This is a genomic window from Bifidobacterium tibiigranuli (assembly GCF_022655035.1).
GTDB classification, from domain to species: Bacteria; Actinomycetota; Actinomycetes; order Actinomycetales; family Bifidobacteriaceae; genus Bifidobacterium; species Bifidobacterium tibiigranuli_A.
In genome coordinates this window covers 111,226-136,559 of the sequence record NZ_JALCUA010000002.1, presented here as the reverse complement: position 1 = coordinate 136,559, position 25,334 = coordinate 111,226, and the positions used below count along the sequence as shown (strand labels likewise).

At 58.5% G+C, this 25,334-nt stretch carries 22 protein-coding genes; 7 read left to right on the top strand and 15 right to left on the bottom strand.

From position 1 onward, the window contains the following. Positions 1 to 119 precede the first annotated feature (119 nt). From LKK40_RS03190 to pyrB, 7 genes are all read right to left on the bottom strand, one after another. Positions 120 to 1,139: a cobalt transporter gene (locus LKK40_RS03190; RefSeq protein WP_434735146.1), complete on the bottom strand. Its 1,020-nt coding sequence runs from the start codon at positions 1,137 to 1,139 to the stop codon at positions 120 to 122. A 147-nt stretch (positions 1,140 to 1,286) separates the two neighbouring features. After that, positions 1,287 to 2,666 (bottom strand): ATP-binding protein, encoded by a 1,380-nt coding sequence (locus tag LKK40_RS03185; protein WP_304309159.1) that lies wholly within the window; start codon positions 2,664 to 2,666, stop codon positions 1,287 to 1,289. Between the two features lie 316 nt (positions 2,667 to 2,982). After that, positions 2,983 to 3,711, bottom strand: a complete 729-nt coding sequence (gene pyrE, locus LKK40_RS03180) for an orotate phosphoribosyltransferase (protein WP_304309504.1) — start codon at positions 3,709 to 3,711, stop codon at positions 2,983 to 2,985. A gap of 159 nt (positions 3,712 to 3,870) precedes the next feature. After that, the gene (pyrF, locus tag LKK40_RS03175; protein WP_434735148.1) at positions 3,871 to 4,869 is read right to left on the bottom strand and encodes an orotidine-5'-phosphate decarboxylase; all 999 of its coding nucleotides are present in this window, start codon (positions 4,867 to 4,869) and stop codon (positions 3,871 to 3,873) included. A 128-nt stretch (positions 4,870 to 4,997) separates the two neighbouring features. Continuing rightward, positions 4,998 to 6,506 (bottom strand): dihydroorotase, encoded by a 1,509-nt coding sequence (locus tag LKK40_RS03170; RefSeq protein ID WP_304309155.1) that lies wholly within the window; start codon positions 6,504 to 6,506, stop codon positions 4,998 to 5,000. A gap of 179 nt (positions 6,507 to 6,685) precedes the next feature. After that, positions 6,686 to 7,105 carry an aspartate carbamoyltransferase regulatory subunit gene (locus LKK40_RS03165; protein ID WP_152579769.1) on the bottom strand — a complete coding sequence of 140 codons (420 nt, stop codon included), beginning with the start codon at positions 7,103 to 7,105 and terminating at the stop codon, positions 6,686 to 6,688. Further along, positions 7,105 to 8,052, bottom strand: coding sequence for an aspartate carbamoyltransferase (gene pyrB, locus LKK40_RS03160; protein ID WP_304309503.1), 948 nt, complete (start codon positions 8,050 to 8,052; stop codon positions 7,105 to 7,107). Before pyrB ends, LKK40_RS03165 begins: the two co-directional genes overlap by 1 nt. Positions 8,053 to 8,482: 430 nt before the next feature. On the opposite strand from pyrB, the gene LKK40_RS03155 reads away from it, so the two are divergent. Then, a complete protein-coding gene (locus LKK40_RS03155) occupies positions 8,483 to 10,492 on the top strand; it encodes a DUF2207 family protein (protein WP_304309152.1) in 2,010 nt (669 codons plus the stop codon). Positions 10,493 to 10,867: 375 nt separating this feature from the next. After that, entirely contained in the window at positions 10,868 to 11,059 is a 192-nt protein-coding gene (locus LKK40_RS03150) for a hypothetical protein (RefSeq protein WP_304309150.1), read from the top strand. 257 nt (positions 11,060 to 11,316) lie between these two features. Here LKK40_RS03150 and LKK40_RS03145 read toward each other — a convergent pair whose 3' ends face one another. Continuing rightward, positions 11,317 to 11,661 carry a hypothetical protein gene (locus tag LKK40_RS03145; RefSeq protein WP_304309148.1) on the bottom strand — a complete coding sequence of 115 codons (345 nt, stop codon included), beginning with the start codon at positions 11,659 to 11,661 and terminating at the stop codon, positions 11,317 to 11,319. Between the two features lie 371 nt (positions 11,662 to 12,032). Here LKK40_RS03145 and LKK40_RS03140 point away from each other — a divergent pair, with 371 nt between their 5' ends. Further along, positions 12,033 to 12,293, top strand: a complete 261-nt coding sequence (locus LKK40_RS03140) for a hypothetical protein (RefSeq protein WP_304309146.1) — start codon at positions 12,033 to 12,035, stop codon at positions 12,291 to 12,293. Beyond that, positions 12,286 to 12,498, top strand: coding sequence for a helix-turn-helix transcriptional regulator (locus LKK40_RS03135; RefSeq protein ID WP_304309144.1), 213 nt, complete (start codon positions 12,286 to 12,288; stop codon positions 12,496 to 12,498). The genes LKK40_RS03140 and LKK40_RS03135 overlap by 8 nt, the downstream gene beginning before the upstream one ends. A gap of 70 nt (positions 12,499 to 12,568) precedes the next feature. On the opposite strand, the gene LKK40_RS03130 is transcribed toward LKK40_RS03135, so the two are convergent. From LKK40_RS03130 to LKK40_RS03110, 5 genes are all read right to left on the bottom strand, one after another. Continuing rightward, the gene (locus LKK40_RS03130; protein ID WP_304309142.1) at positions 12,569 to 12,832 is read right to left on the bottom strand and encodes a type II toxin-antitoxin system RelE family toxin; all 264 of its coding nucleotides are present in this window, start codon (positions 12,830 to 12,832) and stop codon (positions 12,569 to 12,571) included. 33 nt (positions 12,833 to 12,865) lie between these two features. Then, positions 12,866 to 13,120 (bottom strand): type II toxin-antitoxin system Phd/YefM family antitoxin, encoded by a 255-nt coding sequence (locus LKK40_RS03125; protein WP_304309140.1) that lies wholly within the window; start codon positions 13,118 to 13,120, stop codon positions 12,866 to 12,868. A 208-nt stretch (positions 13,121 to 13,328) separates the two neighbouring features. Next, the gene (locus LKK40_RS03120; RefSeq protein WP_304309138.1) at positions 13,329 to 14,138 is read right to left on the bottom strand and encodes a SagB/ThcOx family dehydrogenase; all 810 of its coding nucleotides are present in this window, start codon (positions 14,136 to 14,138) and stop codon (positions 13,329 to 13,331) included. A gap of 142 nt (positions 14,139 to 14,280) precedes the next feature. After that, positions 14,281 to 15,672, bottom strand: coding sequence for a YcaO-like family protein (locus LKK40_RS03115; RefSeq protein ID WP_304309136.1), 1,392 nt, complete (start codon positions 15,670 to 15,672; stop codon positions 14,281 to 14,283). A gap of 57 nt (positions 15,673 to 15,729) precedes the next feature. Then, positions 15,730 to 16,740 carry a TOMM precursor leader peptide-binding protein gene (locus LKK40_RS03110; RefSeq protein ID WP_304309134.1) on the bottom strand — a complete coding sequence of 337 codons (1,011 nt, stop codon included), beginning with the start codon at positions 16,738 to 16,740 and terminating at the stop codon, positions 15,730 to 15,732. A gap of 465 nt (positions 16,741 to 17,205) precedes the next feature. Between LKK40_RS03110 and LKK40_RS03105 the strand changes: the two genes are divergently transcribed. Both LKK40_RS03105 and LKK40_RS03100 read left to right on the top strand, forming a co-directional pair. Then, the gene (locus LKK40_RS03105) at positions 17,206 to 17,853 is read left to right on the top strand and encodes a response regulator transcription factor (RefSeq protein ID WP_304309132.1); all 648 of its coding nucleotides are present in this window, start codon (positions 17,206 to 17,208) and stop codon (positions 17,851 to 17,853) included. Between the two features lie 148 nt (positions 17,854 to 18,001). Then, complete coding sequence (locus LKK40_RS03100) at positions 18,002 to 19,252, top strand: hypothetical protein (protein ID WP_304309131.1); 1,251 nt, start codon at positions 18,002 to 18,004, stop codon at positions 19,250 to 19,252. 70 nt (positions 19,253 to 19,322) lie between these two features. Here the strand turns inward: LKK40_RS03100 and LKK40_RS03095 are convergent, their stop codons facing one another. Both LKK40_RS03095 and LKK40_RS03090 read right to left on the bottom strand, forming a co-directional pair. After that, complete coding sequence (locus LKK40_RS03095) at positions 19,323 to 22,256, bottom strand: CshA/CshB family fibrillar adhesin-related protein (protein WP_304309129.1); 2,934 nt, start codon at positions 22,254 to 22,256, stop codon at positions 19,323 to 19,325. A gap of 730 nt (positions 22,257 to 22,986) precedes the next feature. Beyond that, the gene (locus tag LKK40_RS03090; protein ID WP_304309127.1) at positions 22,987 to 24,057 is read right to left on the bottom strand and encodes an MFS transporter; all 1,071 of its coding nucleotides are present in this window, start codon (positions 24,055 to 24,057) and stop codon (positions 22,987 to 22,989) included. A 223-nt stretch (positions 24,058 to 24,280) separates the two neighbouring features. Between LKK40_RS03090 and LKK40_RS03085 the strand changes: the two genes are divergently transcribed. Next, on the top strand, positions 24,281 to 24,928 hold the full coding sequence (locus LKK40_RS03085; protein WP_304309125.1) for a hypothetical protein: 648 nt from the start codon (positions 24,281 to 24,283) through the stop codon (positions 24,926 to 24,928). Positions 24,929 to 25,334 lie beyond the last annotated feature (406 nt).

Here is a 25,334-nt window from a genome sequence, read left to right as displayed (position 1 = left end):
AACAAAAGTAGAGCATCCCTCGTTCGAGACGCCCTATTCGCAGTAGAACTTGCAATAGCGCCTACTTGTGCCAAGAAGAACGACATCGCGCTGCCATTGCAAGTCTTGGCACCGACTATTTATTTGATTCCAACGACGATAGCCGAGGCCTTGCCTTCATTGCTTAGCTGTTGCGTTTTTTGCGGCCATTCGCCGCTTTGCCGCATCCAGACCGTATCGCCTAAGCGAATTGAGTCAATGCCGTAGGGGCGCGCGTGCACGACGAGCCATGTGGCGGCCTGCCAGCGCAATCGGTCAATGTCGGTCGTTGCGTTGGCGTGGGAGAGACTTAGTTCGAAAGTCTGCTTGGCATCGCCGTTTGCGCTGCTCGTCTCGCTGCCCGTCGTGCCGTTTGCGTTGCTATTTGCCGCAGTTGAACCATTCGTGCCGCCCTCACGCGCAATCTCGAATTCAGGAAATGCCGTCAAGAACGCGGCCGAAAATCCGCTGACATCCGTGGCGCCCGTAGAACCCGCCGGCTCCAACAGACACGTGGCTCCTGCGGGAGCGATTCCCATCAACGCCGCCGACCATGACCGGGCCGTGTCATTCCAGCGGGCATAGAGGTCCGGGTAACCGGAGTGCTGCACCTGCTGCGCGGCGTCTTCGATGGGCCTCGCCTGCCAATCAGGCACGGCGAGCAGCGCGTCATAGAAGGCGTTCGTCGCATACGTCTCGTCCATGAGCTGCTCGCGCGAACCCCAGCCTTGGCTGGGCCGCTGCTGAAACAGTCCGACCGAGTCACGGTCGCCGTACGGCAGATTCGTCAGTTTCGATTCCTGCATAACGGTGGTGATAGCAACCTCCGCCGCTTGCTCGGGAAGCCCACGTCTGACAGCGATGAGCACGATCGCGGCCGCAGTCTGCGCCTGCTCGGGCGACAGAATGCTGCCCACTGCGCTCTTCGGCAGCGTCGCCGTGCAATAGGCATCTTGGTATCTGCGCGGAAGCGGCCCGGGCTGCACGACGTTCAGATTCAATCGCAGCAACTGGGGAATCGAGACCGCCAAGGCAGCAACGACGACGCACACGATCGATACGACAATGACCACTCTCCGCCTCAACGTTCTATGCCGTGTTCGATGCGATGATTGTTGCATTCGATGCGACGATTTCTGTGATGCGCTATGCGACGCCTTGTGCGATGCCCGACCTGCCATACTCAAATCGTATTCCTTTTTACCGGTACCAGTGCACGCCCATCCCGTTGTTTGCCATGATCCGGTGGGGATCGCGAGAAAAAACGATTACGCCATACTGTCATCAAGCAGCCATTGCCAGGCGGGAACCATGGTAACCTCGCCTTCATCGACGGGAACCGTCTCCTGAGTGTCAAGCGTGACGATGGTGGCCTGGTGAAGTCCGAAACGACTCATCGCCACTTGCAGAGCGCTGATTTCCCTGTGGCGAGTCTTGGGGTCGTCCAGATTCCAGCACACTTGAATCAATCGATACGCCTGCTGCGACAGGACATCGCCGACGACGAAATCAACCTCGTGCGATGTGCCGCCATCTCGTATCAGCAAACGGGAGATACTTCCCTCACGAATACTATCGGTTTCCCTGCGCAGTTTCAGGAATACTGCGGTTTCGAGTCGTTGCCCTCGGTCCTCAGCTGCGGCTTTGGAGAAGGCCGAGAACATGCCCGGATCAATCGCGTATATCTTCGGCACTGATCTGGGATTTGCCGCCAGTGCGCGCGTGAACTCGTAGACAGGAAACAGTAGATACGCTTCTTCGTAGTATTGCAGCAGTGAAGCAAGGGTCTCCCGAGACACCGGCAGCCCACGCCCAACCAGACTATTGCGCATTTTGTTCAGCGACAGTTCGCGCCCAGACAACGCCAAGCATTGCGAAAGGAACAACGAGGCCACCAGCGGGTTGCGGACATTGTAGCGCTCAATCACATCATCAGTCAATGCACGAGTCGCATATTCCTGCAATAACTGAATCGAGTCGGGCCGTTCCAGATGCTGCGTCGCGATGAAACCACCATCCGACAAATACCGCTCACAGCCATGCTTGAGTTGCGCCGTCTCATGCGACGTGAAAATGCGCTGCCCGTGTTCACTCGTCGAATTTGCAGCGATTGAGACACCTTGATATCGCATATACTCGGAGAAACTCAAAGGGAATATCTCTTTGCTCAGCGTGCGTCCGCGGAATTCAGTGGCCACTTCCCTCGACAGCATCATCGAAGAAGAACCAGTAACGTATATGGTGGCCTTCAGCGTGTCGACCATCCTGCGCATGAACATGCCCCAGTCAGGAACGTCCTGCATCTCGTCGAAAAACAGAAACACGCCTTCGGTTCGCGTCTGCGGGAAAAGCTCGAAGAAACTGTCGATTACATCAGACAGCAGCTGCGGAGTAAACGGTTTTAGTCGCTCATCCTCGAAATTGAAGTACAGGATCGAATCGGGGCTATAACCCAGGTTAACGATGCGCTGCATCTCCTGAAAAAGCCGATAGGTCTTGCCCGAACGACGGATGCCGATAATGGTCTTCACCAGATTGCCGCGGGCCGGTTTAAGGACATCACCCAGAGCGAGGTCTCGTTTGAACAGCTCAGGCACGCCGGCTTCTCGCTGGTCGAGAATAATGCGCTTCACCAGTTCGCTCATCATCAGCTCCTTGCGTGTTTGCAGCATTGCTTATCGCGACGAATCGATAGCCTTGTCGTTTAGGACGTCAAGATTATGATATAACTTGACGTTCATGACGTCAAGATTAATATATTTCTTGTCGTCATAGACGTCAAGAGTGAGGAAGAGCAGGCATCTGTTATAGGACTCTGCCGCAAGACACTTGCCATAGCAGCATGCAAACGACAACATAGACTGCAACTCACAAAAAAGCAGACGACTCAGTACCTTCATGTCCAAGTTTCAGCCAGTCAGACAAGGCATCCAGACTGTGGAAGTCTCAGTTGCTCACCTCTGATCACGCGCCGTACTGGGCGAGGTAGTCCTTGGCTCGCTGGGCGAGATCGGCGCTGAGCAGGGGCTGGCCCTTGGCATCAGTCAGCTGCTCGGCGGCGGAGAAGATCTCGCGCACGTTGGCGATGGGGATTACTGGGAAGCCGAATTCCTGCTCCACGGCAGAGACTGCGGAACGGTCGGAATCCTTGGTTTTCTCCATGCGGTCCACTGCGAGAATGAGGCCGACGATTTCGACGTTCGCCGCCGCCTTGATCTTGGGCACGACCTCGCGCACGGCGGTTCCAGCCGTCATGACGTCGTCGACAAGCAGCACCTTCATGCCGTCGCGCAATTGGGTGCCGACGAGCATGCCGCCGTCGCCGTGGTCTTTGACTTCCTTGCGGTCGAAGGTGTAGCCGATCTGCGTATCATGCATCGAAGTCAGCGCGATGGCGGTGGAAACGGCCAGCGGGATGCCCTTGTATGCCGGCCCGAACACGGTATCGATATCACCGGGCAGCGTCCCGGAAGCTACCGACGCGGCGATTCGCTCGGCATAGAAGGCACCGAGCGTGGCGATTTTGCGGCCGTCGTTGAACGCACCCGCATTGATGAAGTATGGTGACCGCCTTCCGGATTTCAAGGTGAAGTCCCCGAATTTCAGCGCCTGCGATTGCAACAGGAACGCGGTGAAGCGGTTGGCTAGGGAATCAGCCGCCTCGCCGTGCTCTGGTTCGGCGGAGGCTCCCATGTTGTCCGTGGATGTTGTGGTGCTCTTCATATCGTCGTCGCTCATCGTGCTTTTCTTTCCTATGCCTCTCTATGGCCTCTTGGGTATATTGCTCTTAGATGTTATTGCAGTTGTATCGGCGCCTTATCGCCGTCGCTCATCGCCGCCAGCTCGCAAGCCTCACCGGTAGACGGCCACACGCAGCTCGTCGCGCATGTTGATCGCCGCCCGTCGCGCTGCGGAGGCCACGAGGTCAAGCGCCTCGTCGGCAGACATGCCGCTGCGGTATTCGCCGGATTTCTTCCACGCCGCGATGATGCCTCGCGAGGAGTTGACGATGGCACCCGACCCGTCCGCGTCGAACATGCCAGCCACATCCTGCGCCGTGCCGCCTTGCGCGCCAAAGCCCGGAACCAAGAAGAACGTGTGCGGCATGCGTTCACGCAACGCCTGGCCTTCCTGCGGATGGGTCGCGCCCACAACCGCGCCCACGCGCGAATACCCTTCTGCTCCCAGCGAATCGCTCCCCCAGTTGCTCACCAGGTCAGCAACATGCTCGTAGAAGCGTTCTCCTGACGCCAGTTCAAGCTCCTGAATGTCCTTGCTCGACGGATTCGAAGTGCGTACCAGCACGAAGATCCCCTTGTCGGTCTGCTTCGCTGCGTCCACGAAGGGCGTGATGCCGTCAGCGCCAAGATACGGGTTGACCGTTACCGCGTCCTCGTGCCACAGGTCGTCATATGAACCGTCCTTGTGAGCCGAGTCGGCGGAAGGGATCGCGGTCTGCGGCAAACCGCTCAGATGCTGCGCGTAGGCAGCGGCGGTGGAGCCGATGTCGCCGCGCTTGATATCGCCGATAACGTATAGCCCCTGCTGCTGCGCGTATTCGCAGGTCATCGTGTAGGCGTCGATGCCGGCCGGCCCCAGCGCCTCATACATCGCGACCTGCACCTTGACAGCAGGCACGATGTCGGCGACGGCATCAATCACCGCGCGGTTGAATTCGAAGTACCCCAAGGCAAGGCGTGAAGCCGCCCGCTGCGCGCCACTTTCGGAGGCGTCATACCCGGCACTCGCCTTATCGCCCGCAGCGTCCAAGTCGTCGCCCACGGCATCGAACACCTGGGGCGGCACCAGCGCCACGGTCGGGTCCAGCCCGACGACGCTCGGGTTCTGCATAGCCTTGATTGCCGCGATCAGACGGTCCATGGCTTCGTTCCTTTCCTATAGAACTCCTGAAGTTCTCTCGCTCTGGCCGTATCACACCGGTGCCGAGCAACCGTATCTAAAGTAGTATCCAGCCGTATCTAGCGCTCGGATTGCGCGATTCTGCTGAAGACCAGCCGTCCGTCAAGAATCGTGGCCACAGGCTTGCCGGTGACTTTCCAGCCACCGAATGGCGTGTTGCGCGCCTTGGAATGGAAGCGCTCAGGATCGATGGTCCACTTCGCGTTGGTGTCGATAAGGACAAGGTCGACGCCTGACTGGCCCGGCTGTCCAGGTGCCGACGCAGCCGTAACTCCGGTGAGGTCAAGCATCCGTCGAGCCTTGGAATCACCATGTTCTGTGTCAGGAGCAGAAACGCTGCCGTTCGACGCACCGTCCACCGACTCATTCAGCAAACCATCAATATCCACAGCCTGTCGCCTCAGTACTCCCATCGGACGAGTCGACATCAGCTCGATAAGACGCTGATCATCGATGTATCCGCCGTCGACCAGCACAGTATGGCAGACTGCATAAGCGCTCTCCAAGCCGATGATGCCGTTCGGTGCCGATTCCAGCCCGGATTGCTTCTCCTCGATGGTATGCGGCGCATGGTCGGTGGCGATCATATCGACCGTGCCATCGACGACGGCTTCGATTGTCGCCTGCTTGTCAGCCGCCGAGCGCAGCGGCGGATTCATCTTGGCCAAAGTACCGTACTTGAGCAGGTCCTCATCGCACAGGGCCAGATAGTGTGGCGCGGTCTCGCAGGTTATCGGCAGGCCTTCGGTCTTAGCCTTGCGAACAGCATCGAAGGCGCTGGCCGTGCTCACATGCTGGAAGTGAATATGGACACCGGTCTCGCGCGCCTTGTCGATGTCTCTGGCGACGATCGCCAGCTCCGTCTCCGAGGGAATCCCCGGCACGCCGAGCTTGCGGGAGATCGCTCCCTCGTTGATGATGCCGGAATCGTGGTGCTCGCAATGCTCCAAAACCCACAGTCCGGTCTGCTTGGCATTAGCCAAAGCCGCGTCCAGCACCGCGTCGGTCACCGCCGACCCGTCGTCGCTGATGGCGGCAATGGGATGGCCCAGCTGCTCCGCGCCCTTCGCGTCATCGTCGTGTCCGGCGATACACCGCTCCCAATCGGACGGATTGCTTGCTTCAATACCTGCCCGGCCCTTCGAGGCGCAGACCGAAAGGTCGTAATGCGAGGGCAGCGGGATGTCATGCGCCTGCTCGTAATGCTGCAAGTAGTCGATGACCGTGCCATAGCCGGCATCGAGCACTTCCGCAGCGCCCGGCTGCCCGGCATCGACCGGCAGCCCATCGATGGCCGGCTCGGTGTTGGGCATGATGAGCAAATCGGTGTATCCGCCCGCAGCCGCAGCCCGGCAGCCGGAAATCATGCTCTCCTTGGCCGTCTGCCCGGGGTCGCGGAAGTGGACATGTGGGTCGGCAAGACCAGGCGCGAGCGTGAAGTTCGAGCCGTCGATCTCGCCGGACGTTACGCAGCCGGAATCGGCGAATGCGCGCGCCGAATCGCTTTCGACGCGCAGATCGATGCGCTCGCCGGTGTCCCAGACGCGGATGTTGTGCAGTGTGAGCATTGTGCTCTCCCCGTTCCTATGCCGTTCTTCTGTCAATTGCTATCAATTACCATCAATGCGGTGCCGGATGCGATGCCGCCGATGCAGCAGCGTTGTCACCGCAGCGCCAGCGTCGTCGTTCACCGCTGTGTCGTTAACTGCCGTGTCCTCTACCACTGTGTCTTCTACCACTGTATTTTCTACCGCTTGGCCTTCTCATCGCAATAGTCGCAGCGGTATTCGCCGCGCTCGCGCTGCGCGAGATGGAACATCTGGTCGAGACCCACCTCGCTGCTGGTCACGCAGCGCGGGTTCGTGCAGGTCAGCACGTTGACGATATGCTCAGGCAGCGTAGGCCTGACCTTGTCGACAATGGTTCCGCCGCGCACGATGTCCACCGTTGCCTGGCGGGCCACGAAGCCGAGTACTTCGAGATTGATATCCCGCTCGGTTTCGATCTTGATGATGTCCTTCGACCCGAAGCGGTTGCTTGTGGTGTTCATGATCAGCGCCAGCCGCGTCTTGGCCGGGTTGATTTTGAGATATTCGAGCACTTTGAGCGCCTGCCCGGCCGGAACATGGTCAATGATGATGCCGTTTTGTATGCTGGTGACTTCCATCAGACACTCATCTCCTTCTGCTGCAGCGGCTCATAGCCGGGCAGCTCGTCTCCTATCACCGCGCTTTCGAGCGCCATGCGCATGAGCATGCCGTTCTTCACCTGCTCGAAGTAGGCGGCGCGCGGGTCGTCATCCACTTCGACGGCGATTTCGTTGACGCGCGGCAGCGGGTGCAGCACCGCCATATCCGGCTTCGCCAGGCGCATCTTGTCGGCGTCGAGAATATAGGTGTCGCGCAGCCGCAGATAGTCATCCTCGTTGAAGAAGCGCTCCTTCTGCACGCGCGTCATGTAGAGCACGTCGAGGTCTCCGATGCCCTCGGCCAGATCGCTCATTTCGACGTATGAGCAGGTCGGGGTCGCGTTGATGCGGTCGAGCACGTACTGCGGCGTTTTGAGCTCATCGGGGCTGATCAGCACGAAGCTGACATTGCCGAAGCGGCACAGCGTCTCGATCAGGCTGTGCACGGTGCGGCCGAAGGTGAGGTCACCGCACAGCCCGACAGTCAGACTCTGGACGCGCCCGAAGCGCGATTGCAGCGTGGCGAGGTCGGCCAGCGTCTGCGTGGGGTGCATGTGCCCGCCATCGCCGGCATTGATGACCGGCACCGAAGCCGCGCGTGAGGCCACGAGCGCCGCACCTTCCTTGGGGTGGCGGATGGCAACGACGTCGACGTAGTTGGACACGGTTTTGAGCGTGTCAGAGATCGATTCACCTTTGCTTACCGAGGAGAGCTGCGCGCCCGCGAAGCCGATGACCTGTCCGCCGAGGCGCAGCATCGCGGTTTCGAAGCTCAGCCGCGTGCGTGTGCTCGGTTCGTAGAACAACGTAGCCAGCACCCTGCCATCGCAGGTGTGGGCCACGATCTTGCGGTGGGCGTCGATGTATTGCGCCCGGTGCAGCAGCTCGCTTATCTGGGAGGTCGATATGTCGTCAAGGGTCACCACGCTGGTGCCGACAAGCGACGAGGGATAACCGGAAGCTTTGACTGGCGCAGGCTGAACGGTTGCAGAGCCAACGGCATCACTTCCACCAGCACCATCTCCAACAGTGGAATCTTCAGCAATGGAATCGACTTGCGACGCATATTCGACGGACAAGGGCACACCTTTCTTTCACGCAAGGTGGCCACCGGCGGTGACCTCGCCAATCATACGCCGTTTTTCGGACATGGTGCGAACAAACAAATTCTATATTGTAAGTGCAACCATCCGATTAGGATATTGAATGGTAGCGAACGCCTGTGCAAGGATGCCGCGTGCCATCGCAGCGAGTTCAATCTCATCGAGATCGAACTCGCCCGAGACCATTCATTCCCGACTGCACAGCCGCCCGGAATCCAGCGCTCTGATACCGCGCTGATACAAGGAGGAATCCATGACCGCCAACGACTTTTCAGGCAACCGCATCGGGCGTGGCGGCACCGGTCTGAAGGCGGTTGTCGTGTATGCGTTGATCACACTGGCAGGCATAGCCGCGATTTTCGGGGCGGCACCGGTCTGGAACCATATCAAGCCCTCGGTCATCCTGGGTCTGGGCGATTCATGGATTCGGAACCTCACGTATGCCGCCACGATGAATCGCGACGGATCGCTGAACGTGGTCGAGCAATGGGATATGCAGTTCAACGACCGGGGCACGCCTTGGAATGGCGTGTACAAGACGTTCAATCTCGTGGGCAATGAGAAGCTTGAAGACTTTCGTGCCTGGGACGGCGCCGAGGAGATGGACACGTCCGTATCATCTTCCAGTGGATCGTGGCGTTCGTCCGCGCATCTCGCTGCCACCGAAACCATGAATTTCAATGATCCTATTGTTTCCGGCGGCAAATCCGTGAGGCTGTCGTACCGGATCACGGATATCGCCTCGGCCATCCACGGCGGCGCACTGCTCGACTGGATGCCGATCGACGAGTCCAACACCTTGCCCGTAGTCCATCTGCAAGGCAGCGTCGCCTGGCGGGATGCCGCGAGCGACGATGGCGGAAGCTGGTCGGCTGTAGCGGCGACCACCGGGCGCACGGCATCGCACGCTACGCGCACGGGAATGCATTTCACGGTTGATGGCTTACGCAGCCAATCGGCGCTCAGCGTCATCGCCGTGGCTCCCCCATCAGCGCTTTCCACACAGACTGCGGCGAATCTGACCGTATGGCATATTCGCGTGCGGGCTGCACTGCGCGAGATCTCCCCTGCCTTGCGAAATGGAGGCATCGCGCAATACCTGCTCTACGGCGCATTCGCACTATGGCTGCTGCCGCTGATATGGTGCGCAATCACGCGCGCGCGGATCTTACGGCTGGTTGGCTCGAAACAGCTAGCCCCTTGGCGCGACAAACCAGAAATCGAACCAATCGTCGCAGCCTGCATCGCACGGCAGATGCGTTGGGAGCAGCTGCGTCAGGGCAACGCGTATTCGACCGCGCTGATGGCATGCATCGACAAAGGCGTGGTGAGTATCGATGACTCCGGCACGGTGACGATCAAGCCGAATGAACAATGGAGCAGGCTGACCGACTTGGAGCATCAATTCGCAACGATGTTCGCGCACATGGCGCAGTCGGCAGCAGATCCAGGCAATCAACAGCCGACATTGGAGCAGATCAGTTCTGCAGTACCAGAGAAGGAAGAACTGCTGAATTTCAACGAGTCGATCGACGCTGCTGGCGCAACATTGGGATCACAGATCCGGGCGAGCTGGGTAATCTCGCTGCTCAGCGTGCTCATGGTGCTGCCCGTCGCCTTGGCGATGCAGATCCTCACAGGCGCCGATGCCGTCATCGCGGCGTTTGCCGATTTTGCGATTCTGGCGGTCCTGATCATGGTGTCGGGGCAGAAAAGGACGGCGAGAACAGTGGCCATCGTCACCTGCGTCGTGTGCGCAGCCGTTTTCGTCACGGTCGGCCCGCTGTTCGCGTTGCTGGCCGTTCTGGCGATCAGCCTGCAAGCCCTGTCTACGCTCGTCCCGGCTTTTGCTCCGAAGCGCGCGCATCTCGCCGAATTCGACCATTTGCATGGACTAGGATTGTATCTGCTTGATGACGGACTGTTCAATGAGCGCGGTGTCAAGGATATGGTGCTGTGGAACTGGTACATGGTGTATGCCGCAGCATTCGGTATCTCGGCGCAGGTGAGGGATCGCATGGCTGCGCTCATGCAGTCCGCCGGCAGCGATCTAGACAGCAGCCAGGTCGACCATCTGCATGGATTGGGCGTCGCGGATGCGACCGACTTCACGGATTGGTCAGGCGCCGCTTCTTCGATCGACGGATTCGGAAATACCATTGATACCATCGTCGCCTCGTATAATGCCGATTCTTCTGGCAGCGATGACGACGGAGGATCATCCGACGGATCATCCGGAGGCGGCGGCATGGGCGCGTTTTAGCGGTTAAGCATCGACCGGCACATTGCACAGTTACTGGAACGGATCGGCCGCTGACGGCTGGGGATGCGACCGATCCGTTCCATTAGTCTCATATAACTGGCAGGAATACGCCACTGACCGCAACTCAGCGTCGTTTTTGTTCCATTAGTCTCTTGCGTATGCGAAACAGATTAGGCGGACAAGGGCACACCTTTCTTTCGCACAAGGTGGCCACCGGCGGTGACTTCGCCAATCATGCGCCGTTTTTCGGACATGGGTAATTGCTGGTTTCTATGTGGCATTCGAATAATATGGTATTGCCATACACATTGGTCATGCATTTCACTGTATGTCGCTGTGCGAAAGGTTCCGCCGCTCGATGGAAGGAGAACAATCATGAGCAAACTGAACCAGCACGAGCTGGACGATCTGACCGCCTGGGCCGAGTCCGACGCCCCGACCGAATCCGGCGTTATCATCACCGGCGACAAGGCCGCCGAAATGGGCCAGGATATCCTGCGAGGTGCGGGCAGACCGTCACTGAGCAACGAAAAAGCATTCGACGAGGGACGCAGCCCGCGCCGGTAGATACGCTTGCCTCAGAAACCGAAACACGAACTCAAGAAATAGCTCCGGCAAGAAAAGACAAGTGCCTGCGAAGTGTAAAGGATACGACGGAATCTGCCGATTGATATGATGCAACACATGCTGTAGTATTTGAAATGAGCAAAGATTCATATCCCCTATATGGTGGATTGAATTAGTCGGTCGTGTAGCCACGGCAGCGCTGGCTGCTCATCAGCGTCGAATCCTGCGGTGTAGCCACGGCAGCCGCAGGATTTATATTATTCGGCTAATTCGCCGGTGTCATCCTGCTGCTGGACGTGCTGAAGCACACTAATGACACATTGCTCGCTTCCCGCATCATCCGCTAGATATGTGAGAAGCGTGTGAGCGTGGACACATCCCTCTTCAGTACGAAGTGCTTCACTAGTATGCCAGTAGCTGGAAGCGGCCCTTCTAACCAAACCGCTTCTTAACACGTCTCGCTGGGCGCTTTCTACCAAGACAGCGCTGAGGATGTAGAAGTTGCGCGTATGAGCCGGATCCGTATCATAGCTTTCGTCGATATAAGCCACCGGACGCTCTGCATTGGTGGCATAAAACATGTTCATCAATGTATCGGTCATGCTCTCTGATAATAACCTAAGCGGTCGTCGCTTCCCATTGATGCAAGGTCACCATTGCTCAGTGTCCAATGCCAACAGCTGTTGGCATACCGCCAGTTGGAATAAACGTACAGCCCTGGCATGTCGAATGTCACCTTAGGGTTACAATGTCACCTATAGGTTACATTTGATGAAAGAGGTCAATCATAGGGAAGCGACAGACAATTGAGGAATATACTGCCCGTCGCGGCCGGGTGGTGCTAGTGCTGGCCCTTGCTTTCGCGGCTTTCTCAGTTGTTGCATGCCGGGCAACGCTCGACAAATCTGGGCTGAATGAAACGAACATATTCTCCGAAGGGTTGACTTGGTGCGTATATGCATTTCTTCTTTCAATGTGGATATATGGCACTCCCGGCTGGCTGAGCTGGACGCGCGCTGAGCGTCGCGTTCTTAACGACGAATTCACCAAGGCGAATCGCGCAAATGCCACCCGCTGGGCATTCGGAGCCTTCTGCGCCAGCGGGTTTGTGCAATGTCTTTCGGCGTTCCGCATCTGGACCACCCCGGTTTGGTGGCCGATAGCCTCGATCAGCGCGGCGCTTGTCGCCGCTGGCATTAGCTTCGCCGTCGCCGACATGCGAGCCAATGCCTGAGCTGATCGTCCACCTGAAAGAGCACCGCACCCGCTGCGGCCTGACCCAAGCCGAACTTGCCCGCCAAGTCGGCGTCTCGCGCAAAACGGTCAACACCGTCGAAAACGGCGTTTTCATCCCCTCCACCCCGCTCGCCCTGCGCCTAGCCCAAGTGCTGGGCGTCAGCGTCGAAGACCTTTTCTCACTCCCCGAGTCTGAGGCGTAAAACCGCAGCTCGCCGCAGTAAATCGCCACAATCTATGCCACACATTCGCCAAGTTGCAGCCTGCCAGAAACTACAGTGCACGGTAAATCTCCCGGCGATGCCCGACTCGAACGACGCATACAGTAAGCGTCGCATCAACAACGTCATAAATGACCCGGTAATCGCCGATGCGTATACGCCAAGCAGTTTGTTCTCCCGCCAGCTTCTTGCAGCCGTGCGGCCGCGGGTCCTCACCAAGAGCTGCAATCGAATCAAGAATCCGAGTTGACACCGAATGAGGGAGCTTGCGAATTTGCCGCGCTGCAGCCGTGGTGAATTCAATGTGATAGCTCATAGGAATGCCCACATGCCCGTTTTCCGACCCAGCTCAACGAGCCAAGCTGGCCCGAAGCTCATCTAGGCTGACCCGAACGCCATCGTCCGCAGCCTTGGCGTCGCGGTACTCCGCGACATCCTGAGCCATCTCAAACCCCTCCAACTCGTTGAGATCCTCAACGCTGATGACCACGGCGGCGAGCTTGCCATTGCGCGTGATGCCGATGCGCTCGCCGCCGTACATCGCACGTCCAAGCACATCGGAAAGGTGGCTGCGAAGCTCGCGCGTGGTGATTTGAGAAGTCATAGTGTTCATATGGTAAACAATAGCACAACTGATAATAGTGTACACAATGCACACTAAATACGCGCTTCACCGACACCTTTGCGACCTAATGTACCCACCGACTCGGCCAGCCGTCGCGAAAATGTTATTTACTCACAGAAGAATGCCCCTTTTGTGACGCTTGCTTCGACTTAGCGTCACGAAAGGGGCATGAATCTGCCTAGCCCGCCTACTGCCCGCGTGCGCCGATGAACACGACCGAAAGCGGGGATTCGTTCAGGCCATCGAGATGCAGGGCATGGCAGAGCTCGTCATCGTAGTAGCCGCCAAACGGCATGGAAGCCCAATGCTGGCGCTGCGCCGCAAGCAGGAGATTCTGCGTCACCATGCCGGACTCGATCAGCGCAAAGCGCGTCCCGCGCAGATTGTATTTGAAGCGATTGCGCCAGAATACTCCGGCGACGACGAAGCACACGGAGGCATTCGCCACGGCGCGTTGCTGCCATGAATCGCTGAATACCTCATCAAGCGTCGCGTCATCAACGTGTTCGAGCCGCTGCTCGTAGGGGTTGTAATGCCAGGAGCCTGCGTGCGCGGCATCGGCCTTCGGGAAGATAAGGTACACGTCTCGCGGGTACAGCGCGCCGCCGCTGGGTGCGGTCCTGCCCCAATGGCCCTTTTCTTCAACCAGACTTCCGCTCACGCCGTCCGCGCTCCAGCATAGCTGCGATATGTCATCATCACGAAGCGCCTTGAACGTCGGGAAACGCTGAACGGTTCGCCGGTTTTTGAGCGCCTGAGACAAGTCATCGCCCGCGTCGGGATCGTCAAGCGCTATCACGCGCCCATCCGTCTGCTTCGTCGCTCTCCATGTGGCTTTTATCAGCTCGGGCTTGTCATGCAGACTGTGGGTGTCCGGCATGTCGATGCCAAAGGTGAGACGATGCATTTTCGTCGCCTCGATGTACTGCTCCGCCGGGTCGTCCATGGAAAAATCGGAATGCGCCCTGATAATTGATTCAATATTGGGGATTGCCATAATGCTGCCGCCTTACCTGTCAATGCTGTTGTTACTTGTCAACGTCGTCTCGTCTACTGGCATCGATTCGCTCGCCGCGCCCGCCGTACCTGCCACGCTCACCGCGTTCGCCACGCCTTTCGCGTTCGCCACACTCCCCGATTTACGGGAACGGATGCGGCAGTGGGTTCAGATCTGCTTCCCGCGCAACGGCACGGCAGCCCGGCAACCGAGAGGGGACCGAGAACAGCCGGTCGAAACCGTTGTATCGGGTCTTCCAACCGACGCTCAAGGGCACGAGCTTGTCGGAAACGACTTTCACCACTCGCAACGGCGTCTCAGCAATGTCCGGAGCCGTCACGTCGACGCCTGCGCAGCGGATGCCGCTGCTCCCTAGGATTTCCAGCGCATGCATGGCAATCTGCCCGGGAGTGCTTCCCGCAACCGCCTGAGCGGTGCCGATGTCCGTGCGTTCGGCGGATTGCGTCAGCCAGCGGCTCTCATTGACGCGCTTCGTGGAAGCGAATAAGCGCACATGATCTTCAAGATCGAGCACCGTCGTCGCAAAGTCGGCGTCATCGGGAATCACGCCGCGCTTCTCGCACACGCTGCGCGAATAGCCCATCGTGAGCAGCGCCTCAGTCAACGCGCCTACCGCAGCTTTCCCTAGTGTCCATGAGGCTTTCCCGCCAACGCCCAGCACTCGCCGGCGCTGACCGTCATAGAACGTGACAGCGCCCAGACACGCGGGGATTCCATTCACCTGCGTCAGATCGAGAGCCGCGAATTCGAGATTCGTGCGCGAGGCGTAGTCCCGCACGAAGTCGCGTGTCTCCGGACTTGACTCCAAGTCGACAAGCGGTGCGCTCCACTGCGCATTCCATGTGATCATGATGGCATCGCGCTCGGCCGCTTCAAGCAGCGCGGACAGGAACGATTCCTCCATGTCAGGTCCGCAGGCCAGCCCATTGCTGGTGGCGTAGCATATCTGTTTAGGCGATTGTCGGAGGGGCTGCTCCGTCGCTTGCCTAGGCACCTGAGTGGCGGTATCCGCAAATCTCGGATTCAGAAAGACCCATTGCGCCGGCACGGCGACTTCGGTGCCGGCAAGCACATCCGAAGCGGCTATCAGCGGTATGCCCTGCGCATCGCTGAAAGGCGCGTAGGGAAAACCTTCGGAACGATACTGCGCCGCGGAAAACGGCGTGCCATCCCCGGGAAGAACGAGGTCGTGCGTGCCTGCGGAACCATACGATATGCGCTCTTCGGGAATGTAGACGGCTGAATATCGTTCGATTGTCTCCGCGATGCCGGCCCACCGCGACGCCTGCTTGTCCGTCCCTCCCCCGCCGTTCGAGGGGTTGGCAGGGTACCCGATAAGCTCGTCCGACTTGCAGCATTCGATGCTGACATAGGTCGAGGGCAGCTCCTGCGGCTGATACGTGATAGCGAACTCAGCCGGAGCAACGCCCAGATACGGCGACGCGAACTGTTCGAGGTACACGGCGCTTTTCGCTCTGTCGACCCACGGTTTCGTTACGTCTATGTTCATCATGTCCTCCCGTTCAATACTTGGCGTTCAATGCTTAGCCTTCAATCGATGCTTCCGCATTCAATGCTTCTCATCCGACTCAAACGAAGGGTCGCTTGCAGTCCACGGCTGAGGCATCGGAAGGCTGGGCTTGCGGCATGCCGGACACCGCGGCACGGTGAAGACGCGATGATGCTCCACGGCGACTCCGCACTCGTCGAAGCAGACAGTATGCGCCTGGCCTCGCAACGGCGTCATGGGGAGAGAATGCAGGTCGAGCATCTCTATGGACAGCAGCTGGAAGAACATCGACCAGACGATGCCCGACTCGGCAGGACTGTTCCAGCTGCTCGCACCGGAGTTGGCGAAGGTAATCGCATCGCCATCGTCCATGACTCGTTGCTCCTTGCCATGCGCCGACGCGGCCCTTCTCCTCAGCCGGAAGCATTCGTAGCAGGCGGTCTGGCGCGGAATGAACAGCGGCCCGATGACGGCTTCCCCGCCGTTATAGGGAAGTATCTGCATCCATGCCCGCTCGCGCGAAAGCGCCCATCGATTGATGGCTGCACCAAGGCGATCATTGTGCGCAGTCGGGCTGTACACAATCAGGCCATCCTCGTCTTCACCGTCCAAAATGTCGAATATCTGCTCCTCTGCAACGTTTTCGACCCATCGGGTATTGCGCAATCCGTTCTCTTGTGCGAGCAGCCGTGCCACATCCGGCACTGTGCCATTGCTGATGACAATAAGCTTCACCTGATTTTCCTTCGTTTCTATGTCTTCGCATGACATTTCTCCGCCCACGATCTCCTTGGCTGCGAGCGCCCAAGATGCAGCGCCTCGTTGCGAAAGATCCTGCAGTATGCCATAGCTGCGCAGCTTGTGCATGATTGCCTTGGCCACCGGCCGGGATTCTTCGGAGAAATTGCCCAGTGCCGCTTCGCAACCTTCGGATTGCTGGATGACATCGAGCACGGTCTCGATGGTGTCAGCCGCTTCCTTGCCCAGGTACACCACGAAACGGTGCCCATGCTGGAAAACGATCATATGGTCGTTGCGCGATGCTTCGAACCACGGTGCCAGTTTGTCCATGATGCTCCCTTGAAAGAGGGCAAGCTGCCCGACCGATGCCGGGCAGCTTGCTCACCCATGTTGTGTATACACGTGTTACTGAGGACTGTTGCATTGAGAGATAGCCGAAGCCGACTCCTCAGATGCAGCAGATGATGGACGAGCAGCACCAGGGGTCTCTCACGGCGGAGAGCTTGACGCCGCTGCCTGTCTCATAGGACTTGATTTCGACCATGCGAGCTGGGATTTGGATGTTCATGACATTGCCTTTCGTTTCCGTGGGTTATGTATTCAACTCCAACTGATTGAAGTTGAGTGCCTATTTTTTTTGTTTTTGTAGGCACAATTGAAGAATCCCATACCGCGCTCAGGCAGTCGAATACCCATCATCCAAAAGGGTGATGGCGGTCAGTATGTTTTTGGCGTTGGATTGTAGAGTTTCCATTACCGTGCAGTCGAGAACCTGTCAATGAGGAAAGGTGACCCATGGCAATATCAATAGCGATTGTCGACAACGATGCTTTGTCGCTGGCGGCGCTGTCGCAAGGCATCACCGTATTTCACCCCGCAGTGCATATCCTGTGGACCGCGACGACCGGCATGGATGCCGTGAAACGCTGCCTGAGCAAATCCACCCAGCCAGAAGTGCTGCTGACCGATCTGAGCATGGAGGACATCTCGGGCGTAGCCGTATGCCGGGCGATTATGACGAAAACATCGCATACTGCCGTCCTCGGCATCACCTCCTACGCGCTTTCGCATTATGTTTCGCAGCTTGCTGAAGCCGGAGCGCAGGGCATCGTCCCCAAAACGAACATCAAACGCATATGCTTCGCCATCGATACTGTGGCGTCCGGGAAGGTGTACTCCCCCGACCCTGCGGTCATCTTTCAGTCGTCCACCGCAGCCCATCGCCGGCTTGAATGGAACGGCGACAGCGCCTACCATCTGACCGAGCGCGAGGCGACGATTCTCGCCCTGTGCGCCGACGGACTGACGACGGAACGGATCATGGATGCGCTGTGCATCTCCGAGGCCACGGTGAAAACCCATGTCAAGCACATACTGCGCAAGCTGGGTGCCAAAAACCGCGCGCAGGCAGTCGCCATATGGATGCGCAGCACTTCCTTATGAGCAACTAGGCGATGCAGTCCCACAAGCTGTGCAATTTCACGAGCAGCGCGATTTCACAGTTAACTAGTTAACCAGCAAACAACCAGGAACCCGACACATTCCGCCGCCATAGACAGAGGTGATGATCATCCGCAATCGACTTGAGCAAATGAAATCCGTCCGTGCAGACATATTCGGCTGGGTGTCGACGCATTGGGGGCAGATCGCCTCGGTCGCCGCCGTATTCGTCGCCAATATCATCGAGCTGGCGACGATTCCTTCGCTCGACACGCCCCATCTCATTGTCACGATCCTGCATTTCCTTGGCATCGCTCTTATCGTCGTGTTTCCGAGGGATGCAAGCACTTTCGTGGTGCTCGTTTTCATCGCCAATCAGCTGCTTCCCACGCATGAGGGCCTTTCGCAGCTGTGCGGCCTATGGCTCGCCATCTGGAATCTGGGCTTCGCCGGCCCTAGCTGGCTGGCCTATGGCTCCGTGCTGCTCGTCGGATTCGTCAGCACCTGGAAAGTAGCCCCCGTTTCCGATGGGCTGTTCGGCAGACCATATGTGCTCATAGGGTCCACCGTACTGTTCCTGTTCATCGGCCAGACCCTGCGCTGGAATCTCGTCAAGTCGCATACCAAGGCTACCGAGGCCAGGCTTCACGCACTTGAACATGACGCTCACCTTGCCATGACACTCCATGACGCCACCACCGGAGGCCTTTCCTTCATCGCTTTGACGGCCCAGCGCGAGGCGGAGATGGCGCGCGACAACCATTGGCGGGAAACCGAAATCTGGGAGGCCGTCAACCAGCAGGCCATCGCGACGATCGACGGCATCCATGAGATCATCGCCTTGCTCGACAAGGACTCCCCGCCGGCTGCTGACGATGCCGCGCCATCGGGGAGCCAAGCCTGCTGCGCCAGGTTGCGCAGCTTCGATGCGTACAGGGCCGCTGCGAATATGTCCGCTGCTTGGAAACCCACAGAGCGGGCATCCGCAGTTCAGCTGTCCGCTGCAATAGCCAGGAAAACCAAAGCATTGGGCAAGAACCTATCGAGGCTGGGCATCAACGGCACCACAAGCATGCGCGGAAGCTGCGTGCTCGACGACGCGCAGACGCGCAGCATCATCCTCGACCTGCTGCAGGAGATATACACCAATCTCGCCCGGCACTGCTCCGCCCAGGGCACCTACAACGTGTTCATCACGCTGGACGATTCCCTGGTGAAAATCAGAGAGACCAACGACGTGAGCGCTGACCCTTCCGCAGCGCCGTGGAAGGAATCCGGCATGGGCCTGCAGTTCCACCGCCAGCGTCTGGCCGCCATCGGCGGCATCCTCAACACCGCGCTTGACGACGACAGCTGGATACTCTTCGCCGTCATACCCATTCATAGGCAGCAGGCTGACTGATACGGGGCATCAGGAGTTCAGGATTCGGCGTTGGGCGATTTATTACGACGATGCCGAGTGCGTACGAGTCCTAGGCCCTGAGCTGGTTTCTGCGCCTGAGCGCCAGCCAGACCCCGATCGACACGATGACCAGCGCCGACCCGCCGAAGATGAACGAGTCCGTGCTCATGCCGCCGGTCAGCGGCAGCGTCACAGGCTTCTGCTGCTTGTTCGTGATGGCCTTGCCGTCATTGATCGTCGCAGTGAGATGGGTTGCGCTGATCGTGAAAGAGTACTGGTTCTCAGGCTTGCTTGCGTCGGGAAGCTCATACCCCGCAGGAGCCTTGGTCTCAACGAGCGTGTAATCACCCCAAGCAAGGCTCCCGACCGTGAAGTGGCCGGCTCGCTGATCGGTGTCCACAGCGCAGGCCGCAGCGGAGGGCTTATCGGCCCCGACGCAATCAACCACAGGCTTCACAGTGGTTGCGGGGCTCGGGCCTGTAATCTTCCACTCCGAACCCGCAAGATCGTGAGCCGGATTCGATTCATCGGTCTTCTCCCACGACACGCTGCCAGGCTTCCTGGTATTGGCGATAGAACCGAAGTCGTATGGGTTGCTCTGTAGAGGATTGTATGTCCCTGTGAGCAATTCGTACCCGTCGGGCGCTTTCGTCTCCGTCAGTCTGTACTGCCCTACAGGGAGATTGTTCACCTGGAACTTGCCTGCCGCCTGATTTTGGTCAAGCTTGCCTGAGCACGCTGTAGCAGCGTTTCCTATGCAGTCGACGACATCGTACGTCTGGTCGGGTGCCCCGGTAGTCGGACTTCCGGTTCGCCACCAGCTCAGCTTCCATTCAGAACCGCTCAGCAAAGCGCCACCGGTTGCATCGGTTTTCGACCACGTGACGTTCACGAGCTTTATCGTATTTGTGAAGGTGCAGGCTATTGTCGCAGGGTTGCTCGTGTCAGGAGAGTTGGGAATCGTCACCTGATACTGAGTGTCAGATTTCTTGGTTGCAGTGATGCTGCTTGCGCCGACCATGCAGCTCAAGGTCGGCGTCCCGTAATTTGCGAGATTCGCGGCTGGTGTGCCGGCACCTGTTTCGGTGAGTACATACGTACGCCCAGGCAGCACGGTATCGGTCGCCGGGCTGCTGGTAACGGCAGAGCCGCTGCCCGCAGTCGTTGCCAAAACCGCTGCGCTGGCGTCTTCGCTGTCTGCAATCGACAGCTTGAACTGATCGTTTGCGCTGTACCTTCCACCGGCGCCGAAGGCCTTCTGCAGAGTCAGCTGAGGCAGCTTAACCATGTAATCCTCGACCTCGCCGGACGTGGTCACGCCTGTGGCAGGGATGTCTGTTTGATTCGCCGCGCGAATGCGCATGAAGGTCTGCGGCGGAGCTCCGGCCCGCAGAGCCGCATCCGGGACGACCCACGAGAGGCTTTGCGTCGCGGTACTTGAATTGCCCGTGCATTGAGGCTCAGTGCTGCTTTTCTCGCCCGGGTCAAATACCCCGTTGAGGTTCCAGTCTACCCACGCCGCGACATGAGTGTTCTTATATGCCTGACAATTGACATCGACGGTATAGGTTTCCTTTCCTTGCGCAATCTGTCCCCAATGCGAGGCCTTCAGACCGTCCTCATCATTGATCACATGCCCTAACAAGTCGGTGACGCCTGCCGTATCGTCTCCTGTCGCATCATCCGAGAATTGCTGCGTGTCCTCAGCATCAGCATACGAACCCAGAATGCCAACAGGCTTGTATGTAGACACTTTCGCGGGTTTTGCTGCTCTGGCCTGTGTCAGGTTATAGACCTGACGCGGACTGGTCAATGACTGCAGATACGTAAAATTAGGGACAAACGAGGAATTGCCAATGACATCCTCGCTGTTGCTGCACGGCGCGCCGTTTGTGCAAGAGGTATCAGTGGCGGAGGTTTTGACGGTGGGGTCAGCGCTCTGCACGATGTCGCGTCCCAGCTCGCCGCCGCTCCAAGCGTTTTGCAGCAGTGCGCCCGCCGTGCCATAGGACTGCGGGGCATCGCCATAATCGACAGGCAGCACAACGCCAAGAGCTATGGCAGTCTGCCCAGTGAGATTCGCCCCCTGCCCGAATCCAGCCGAGCTCAGTGTCACCTGAGCGCTATTCGCCCCCTGCATAAACATAACCGACCCCGGCCCATAGCCACCAGCTTCTGCACATTGCTGGTCAGAGGAACGCATCCTGATGCCATTCGTGGTATTCGGGATAGAAATGGCAAGCGAAGAAGGCCGCGTGCAACTTGCAGCAGTATCAACCAAATGCCACTTCGCATCGGCCGCCGAATCCCCCTGCGGAATGGCGTCAATATACTCATACTGGGTCTGGCTAGCCCAGTTATTCTGCTCGGCATCGGCGAACACAAGACCAGCGATATTCACTTTGCTCGTCTCGGCTGTCGAATCGGCTGCAGGCACTTCATAGGCATTGCAGGTGAACGCGAACTTCGTGGGACCTGCCGTCGTCGCCAATCCAACAATCATCTTCCTGCTGGTAACGCCGTCGATATTGTACAGGTGGGGAAGAGCATCGCCAGACCAGTGGCCAGGGTCATATGGGTATACTGCGCTGCTCTTACGAGCCTGACCATTGATCGGATCGGTTTGGGCAGAAGGCGTATAGTCACATTTCATGCGTAGATATTGACCGGGACCGACCTGCCTGGCCTTGCTCCAGCCATAAAGTTCCTCACCCGCGGGCAAAGGAGATATAGGTATTGGCTTGCTGTTGACCCAATTTACCCCTGGCCCATTATAGGAAACCGCTGTGTTATCGCTTGCCTTGTACAGATTGTCCCAGCTGAACCAATCGATGGCTGTACGCAAATTGCCGTTGCCGCCATTAGCCACCACTGCATGCGCGTTCGGCGCGGACACTGCGGCGACGATGCCGCCGGTGGCAAGCATCGCGATGGCGGCCAGCATGGCGAACACATACTTTGCGAATGCGGAACGACGATGTCCCTCTTGCGCTGGATTCCTCATCGCTTACCGCCCTCTATTGCGCTGCCCTCAATCAGATTTGCTGCCGGCGATGGCCGCAGGCCGCGGTGCTTCGTACGGTTATGCATATCCCTCTTCCTGTCCTTGCTCATACCCTGCGCTGTCGCGCCGTTGCGAAGGCGAGCTGCGTATCGAGCCATAACCCAGCAGCAACCAACTCAGTGAGCAGCCAGCGAACGCCTGCAAACGCCCCTGACGGCCGCCTTTACCACCAAACTGTTAACTGACGCCTTCTTCTTTTTCGAGAGTAAACTTTTTTTCATCGTCCGGAGAGGTGACGCAAAACGAGCTTTTAATAGGGGGGGGGGAGGCAGACCGTGAGATAACAGGGAACTCACGCCATTCCGGCAACTATCCGGCCTACCGATTTATAACCCTGAAAATAACCCTAGCTAGGCGATTCACTTGAGTAATCTGTCTGACAATCGCAACAGATGCAGTTGCTGGGCACGAAACTGCATGCTTTCCCTACGAGCCGCCCCCGGCCCTCCCCCAAACACGGCCACTGGAACGAAAGCGCCGCACCCCCGCAACTCAGCGTCACTTTCGTTCCATTAGTCCCTTGTGTACGCGAAACATGACCTTCATCAGTCCACTGTGAGAGTTTTTGCTAATTTTGGCGGCATGCCGTCAATCCGGTCATTCCGATATGCTCAATATATCAGCGCCCATCCAAGGCTACGTTTAGCGTCCTGAAATGCGGTGGGCCTCTTTATATCACATCAAGCGTCTGAACGCTGCTGCCTGCGTGCCTCCATGCGGACAGCAGCACGCCAAGCACCGCCGCCGCAAGCGGGACAAGCAGGAGCGCTGAGTTGAGAGACGCTGGCGAGGAACCGGACGCCATCCCCGCCACGAGGCCAAGGGCCCCTCCCGAAAAGACGCTGCCGTCCTGCCGCAGCAGGTTGAGCAGCGAGGAAGCGCTGCTGACCTTGCTCGCATCTCGAACCGACTCCATAGCAACCGTAGTCAGCGGCGACACGAGCAGTCCGTTGCCGATGCCGAATACGCCTAGCCCCGCGATCAGACACCATGCCGATGCGGGTGCCTTAGTCGCCGCAAGCATGAGCAGCAGCGAGCAGATGGTCAGCGCGTATCCGATTCCTATTGCCTGGCGTCCCCTTCCCTCGTCCGTGAGCCTGCCCGACAGCGGGGACAGCACGACCGAGAATGCAGAAGGCAGCAGAAGGAGCAGCCCTGACTGAACGGCGCTCATGCCCAGACCGGTCTGAGCGTAGGTGGATGCGATGTACGTTACGGCGAACACGACCAAGCCCACGAAGAACCCAGAGAACGAGGCACCGATGAATTGCCGGTCACGTCGGATGAACAAGGGAATGGTGCAGCTGTCGCTGCGATGCCTGCGTGCATGCGCGAACACAACGGCGAGCGCGCACAGGGCGATAGCCGCCGAGAGGGTAACAGCAGAAACGCCCCGGCCGGGAGCATCCAAAAGAACGAACATCGCCAATGACACGAACGCGAAGCCCGCAATCAGCGGCACCACATCTATGGGCATCGCATGCCGCTTGTCAATCTCGCTGATGAACATGTCCGAAAGCACGACGACTAGGATGGCGATGGGGATGTTGATGGTGAACACCCAATGCCAGCCGCCCGCTTGTATGAGCAATCCGCCGATCAACGGCCCCACGATGGAGGCCAGCCCGCTCACCGCTCCCCACAGCCTCATGGCGCGGCCGCGCTGCTCCTGCGTGACGTTGCCCATCATGAGCGTGATGCTTTGGGGAACCATCAGCCCGGCGAATCCGCCCTGAATCAATCTTCCAACATCATTTGCCAGCGTTCTTGATTCTGCTGAGGTTGATTCTTTTTCACTTGAGCGTTGGGTCGGTCTCGGCTACTGGCAGGAATACGCCGCAGACCGCGTGTTAGTACCCTTTTGCGTCATTAGTCTCCTACCCACGTATGAGAAAGAGGTACTGCTTATTAGTTATGAGCACTGCCTAGGATATGGGCTGTGGGATATCGGAAGGTAGAAGGCAGTGGACATACAGATAGGCTCCTCGAAATCTGGTCAAGCTCGTTACAGGCTTACCGCACGTAGCAGATTTTGGCATCAGGCGCTGTGGTGGGGAGGACTCACCGCGCTGCTTGCCGCAGCCATGATAGGCTATGGCATCGGATGGAGAAGCATTCCGCCTCTTCTGATTGGCACCGCGATCGTTCCTCCTTCCCTATGGGAGTACGCGCTGCTCGCCGTAAGTCTAGGCTGCTGGCTCGCCGCCGGCGTGCTGTGCCTTGCCGATGCCGGAAGAATACGACCGGCGGCGATTATCACCACTATCGCTGGGCTTATCTGCATGTTTCCTCTGCTTGGCTTCACCTGGCTGACGGCGGACTACGGATACCGCATACTTCCGCCGGAAAGCACGGGCGGGTGCCGGGTGGTCGCAGCGTCGGCGCCGATGCTGTCCGGGACGGCCGGGGATGTATTCATTGCGGACCCTGACTCGATCGTTCTGCAGCGAGTTCGTACCTCGTGGTGGTCGTACTGGTGGTCGAACGATAATTCTGAAAACGGATACAATCCCATCAATGCGGGCGACTGGTCACTCCGCTGGAACGGAGACCAGGGGCGTTTGCAGATCAGGTTCGGGCCGACCACTATGCTGACCTGCCCACACCAATAGGCTTCTGAGCAGCCTTCCCCTATCAGGGGCGAGGATTAGCAAGGAACGCGGCATACGCGCGGGCGTCGGCATCGAACGCGCCGGCAACGCCGACATGGTCATCGACACGCTGCGCGACATGGCCGATCACGGCGTCGTCATCATCGCCACCCACTCCGACCAGGTCGCCAACGCATGCGACGCCACCATCGAACTGGGATAACGCGAGCCGACGCCCCTGAATACGGTTACTGGAACGAATCGGCCGTTGACTGCACGTCAGCGGCCGATTCGTGTTGGTAGCCCAGATAACTGGCAGAGATACGCCACTGACAGCGCATCAGCAGCCCTTTTCCGCCAGTAGCCTCCTGCCCATGTATGCGCAAGAGGTTAGGCGGAATAAGGGTCGCCCCCTCACGCCACCCCG

Excerpts from the sequence above, each read along its gene's own strand:
- LKK40_RS03190 (WP_434735146.1), bottom strand. The coding sequence starts at position 1,139 with ATGCAACAATCATCGCATCGAACACGGCATAGAACGTTGAGGCGGAGA.
- LKK40_RS03185 (WP_304309159.1), bottom strand. The coding sequence starts at position 2,666 with ATGATGAGCGAACTGGTGAAGCGCATTATTCTCGACCAGCGAGAAGCC.
- pyrE (WP_304309504.1), bottom strand. The coding sequence starts at position 3,711 with ATGGGAGCCTCCGCCGAACCAGAGCACGGCGAGGCGGCTGATTCCCTA.
- pyrF (WP_434735148.1), bottom strand. The coding sequence starts at position 4,869 with ATGCAGAACCCGAGCGTCGTCGGGCTGGACCCGACCGTGGCGCTGGTG.
- LKK40_RS03170 (WP_304309155.1), bottom strand. The coding sequence starts at position 6,506 with ATGCTCACACTGCACAACATCCGCGTCTGGGACACCGGCGAGCGCATC.
- LKK40_RS03165 (WP_152579769.1), bottom strand. The coding sequence starts at position 7,105 with ATGGAAGTCACCAGCATACAAAACGGCATCATCATTGACCATGTTCCG.
- LKK40_RS03155 (WP_304309152.1), top strand. The coding sequence starts at position 8,483 with ATGACCGCCAACGACTTTTCAGGCAACCGCATCGGGCGTGGCGGCACC.
- LKK40_RS03150 (WP_304309150.1), top strand. The coding sequence starts at position 10,868 with ATGAGCAAACTGAACCAGCACGAGCTGGACGATCTGACCGCCTGGGCC.
- LKK40_RS03145 (WP_304309148.1), bottom strand. The coding sequence starts at position 11,661 with ATGACCGATACATTGATGAACATGTTTTATGCCACCAATGCAGAGCGT.
- LKK40_RS03140 (WP_304309146.1), top strand. The coding sequence starts at position 12,033 with ATGTGGATATATGGCACTCCCGGCTGGCTGAGCTGGACGCGCGCTGAG.
- LKK40_RS03135 (WP_304309144.1), top strand. The coding sequence starts at position 12,286 with ATGCCTGAGCTGATCGTCCACCTGAAAGAGCACCGCACCCGCTGCGGC.
- LKK40_RS03130 (WP_304309142.1), bottom strand. The coding sequence starts at position 12,832 with ATGAGCTATCACATTGAATTCACCACGGCTGCAGCGCGGCAAATTCGC.
- LKK40_RS03125 (WP_304309140.1), bottom strand. The coding sequence starts at position 13,120 with ATGACTTCTCAAATCACCACGCGCGAGCTTCGCAGCCACCTTTCCGAT.
- LKK40_RS03120 (WP_304309138.1), bottom strand. The coding sequence starts at position 14,138 with ATGGCAATCCCCAATATTGAATCAATTATCAGGGCGCATTCCGATTTT.
- LKK40_RS03115 (WP_304309136.1), bottom strand. The coding sequence starts at position 15,672 with ATGATGAACATAGACGTAACGAAACCGTGGGTCGACAGAGCGAAAAGC.
- LKK40_RS03110 (WP_304309134.1), bottom strand. The coding sequence starts at position 16,740 with ATGGACAAACTGGCACCGTGGTTCGAAGCATCGCGCAACGACCATATG.
- LKK40_RS03105 (WP_304309132.1), top strand. The coding sequence starts at position 17,206 with ATGGCAATATCAATAGCGATTGTCGACAACGATGCTTTGTCGCTGGCG.
- LKK40_RS03100 (WP_304309131.1), top strand. The coding sequence starts at position 18,002 with ATGAAATCCGTCCGTGCAGACATATTCGGCTGGGTGTCGACGCATTGG.
- LKK40_RS03095 (WP_304309129.1), bottom strand. The coding sequence starts at position 22,256 with ATGAGGAATCCAGCGCAAGAGGGACATCGTCGTTCCGCATTCGCAAAG.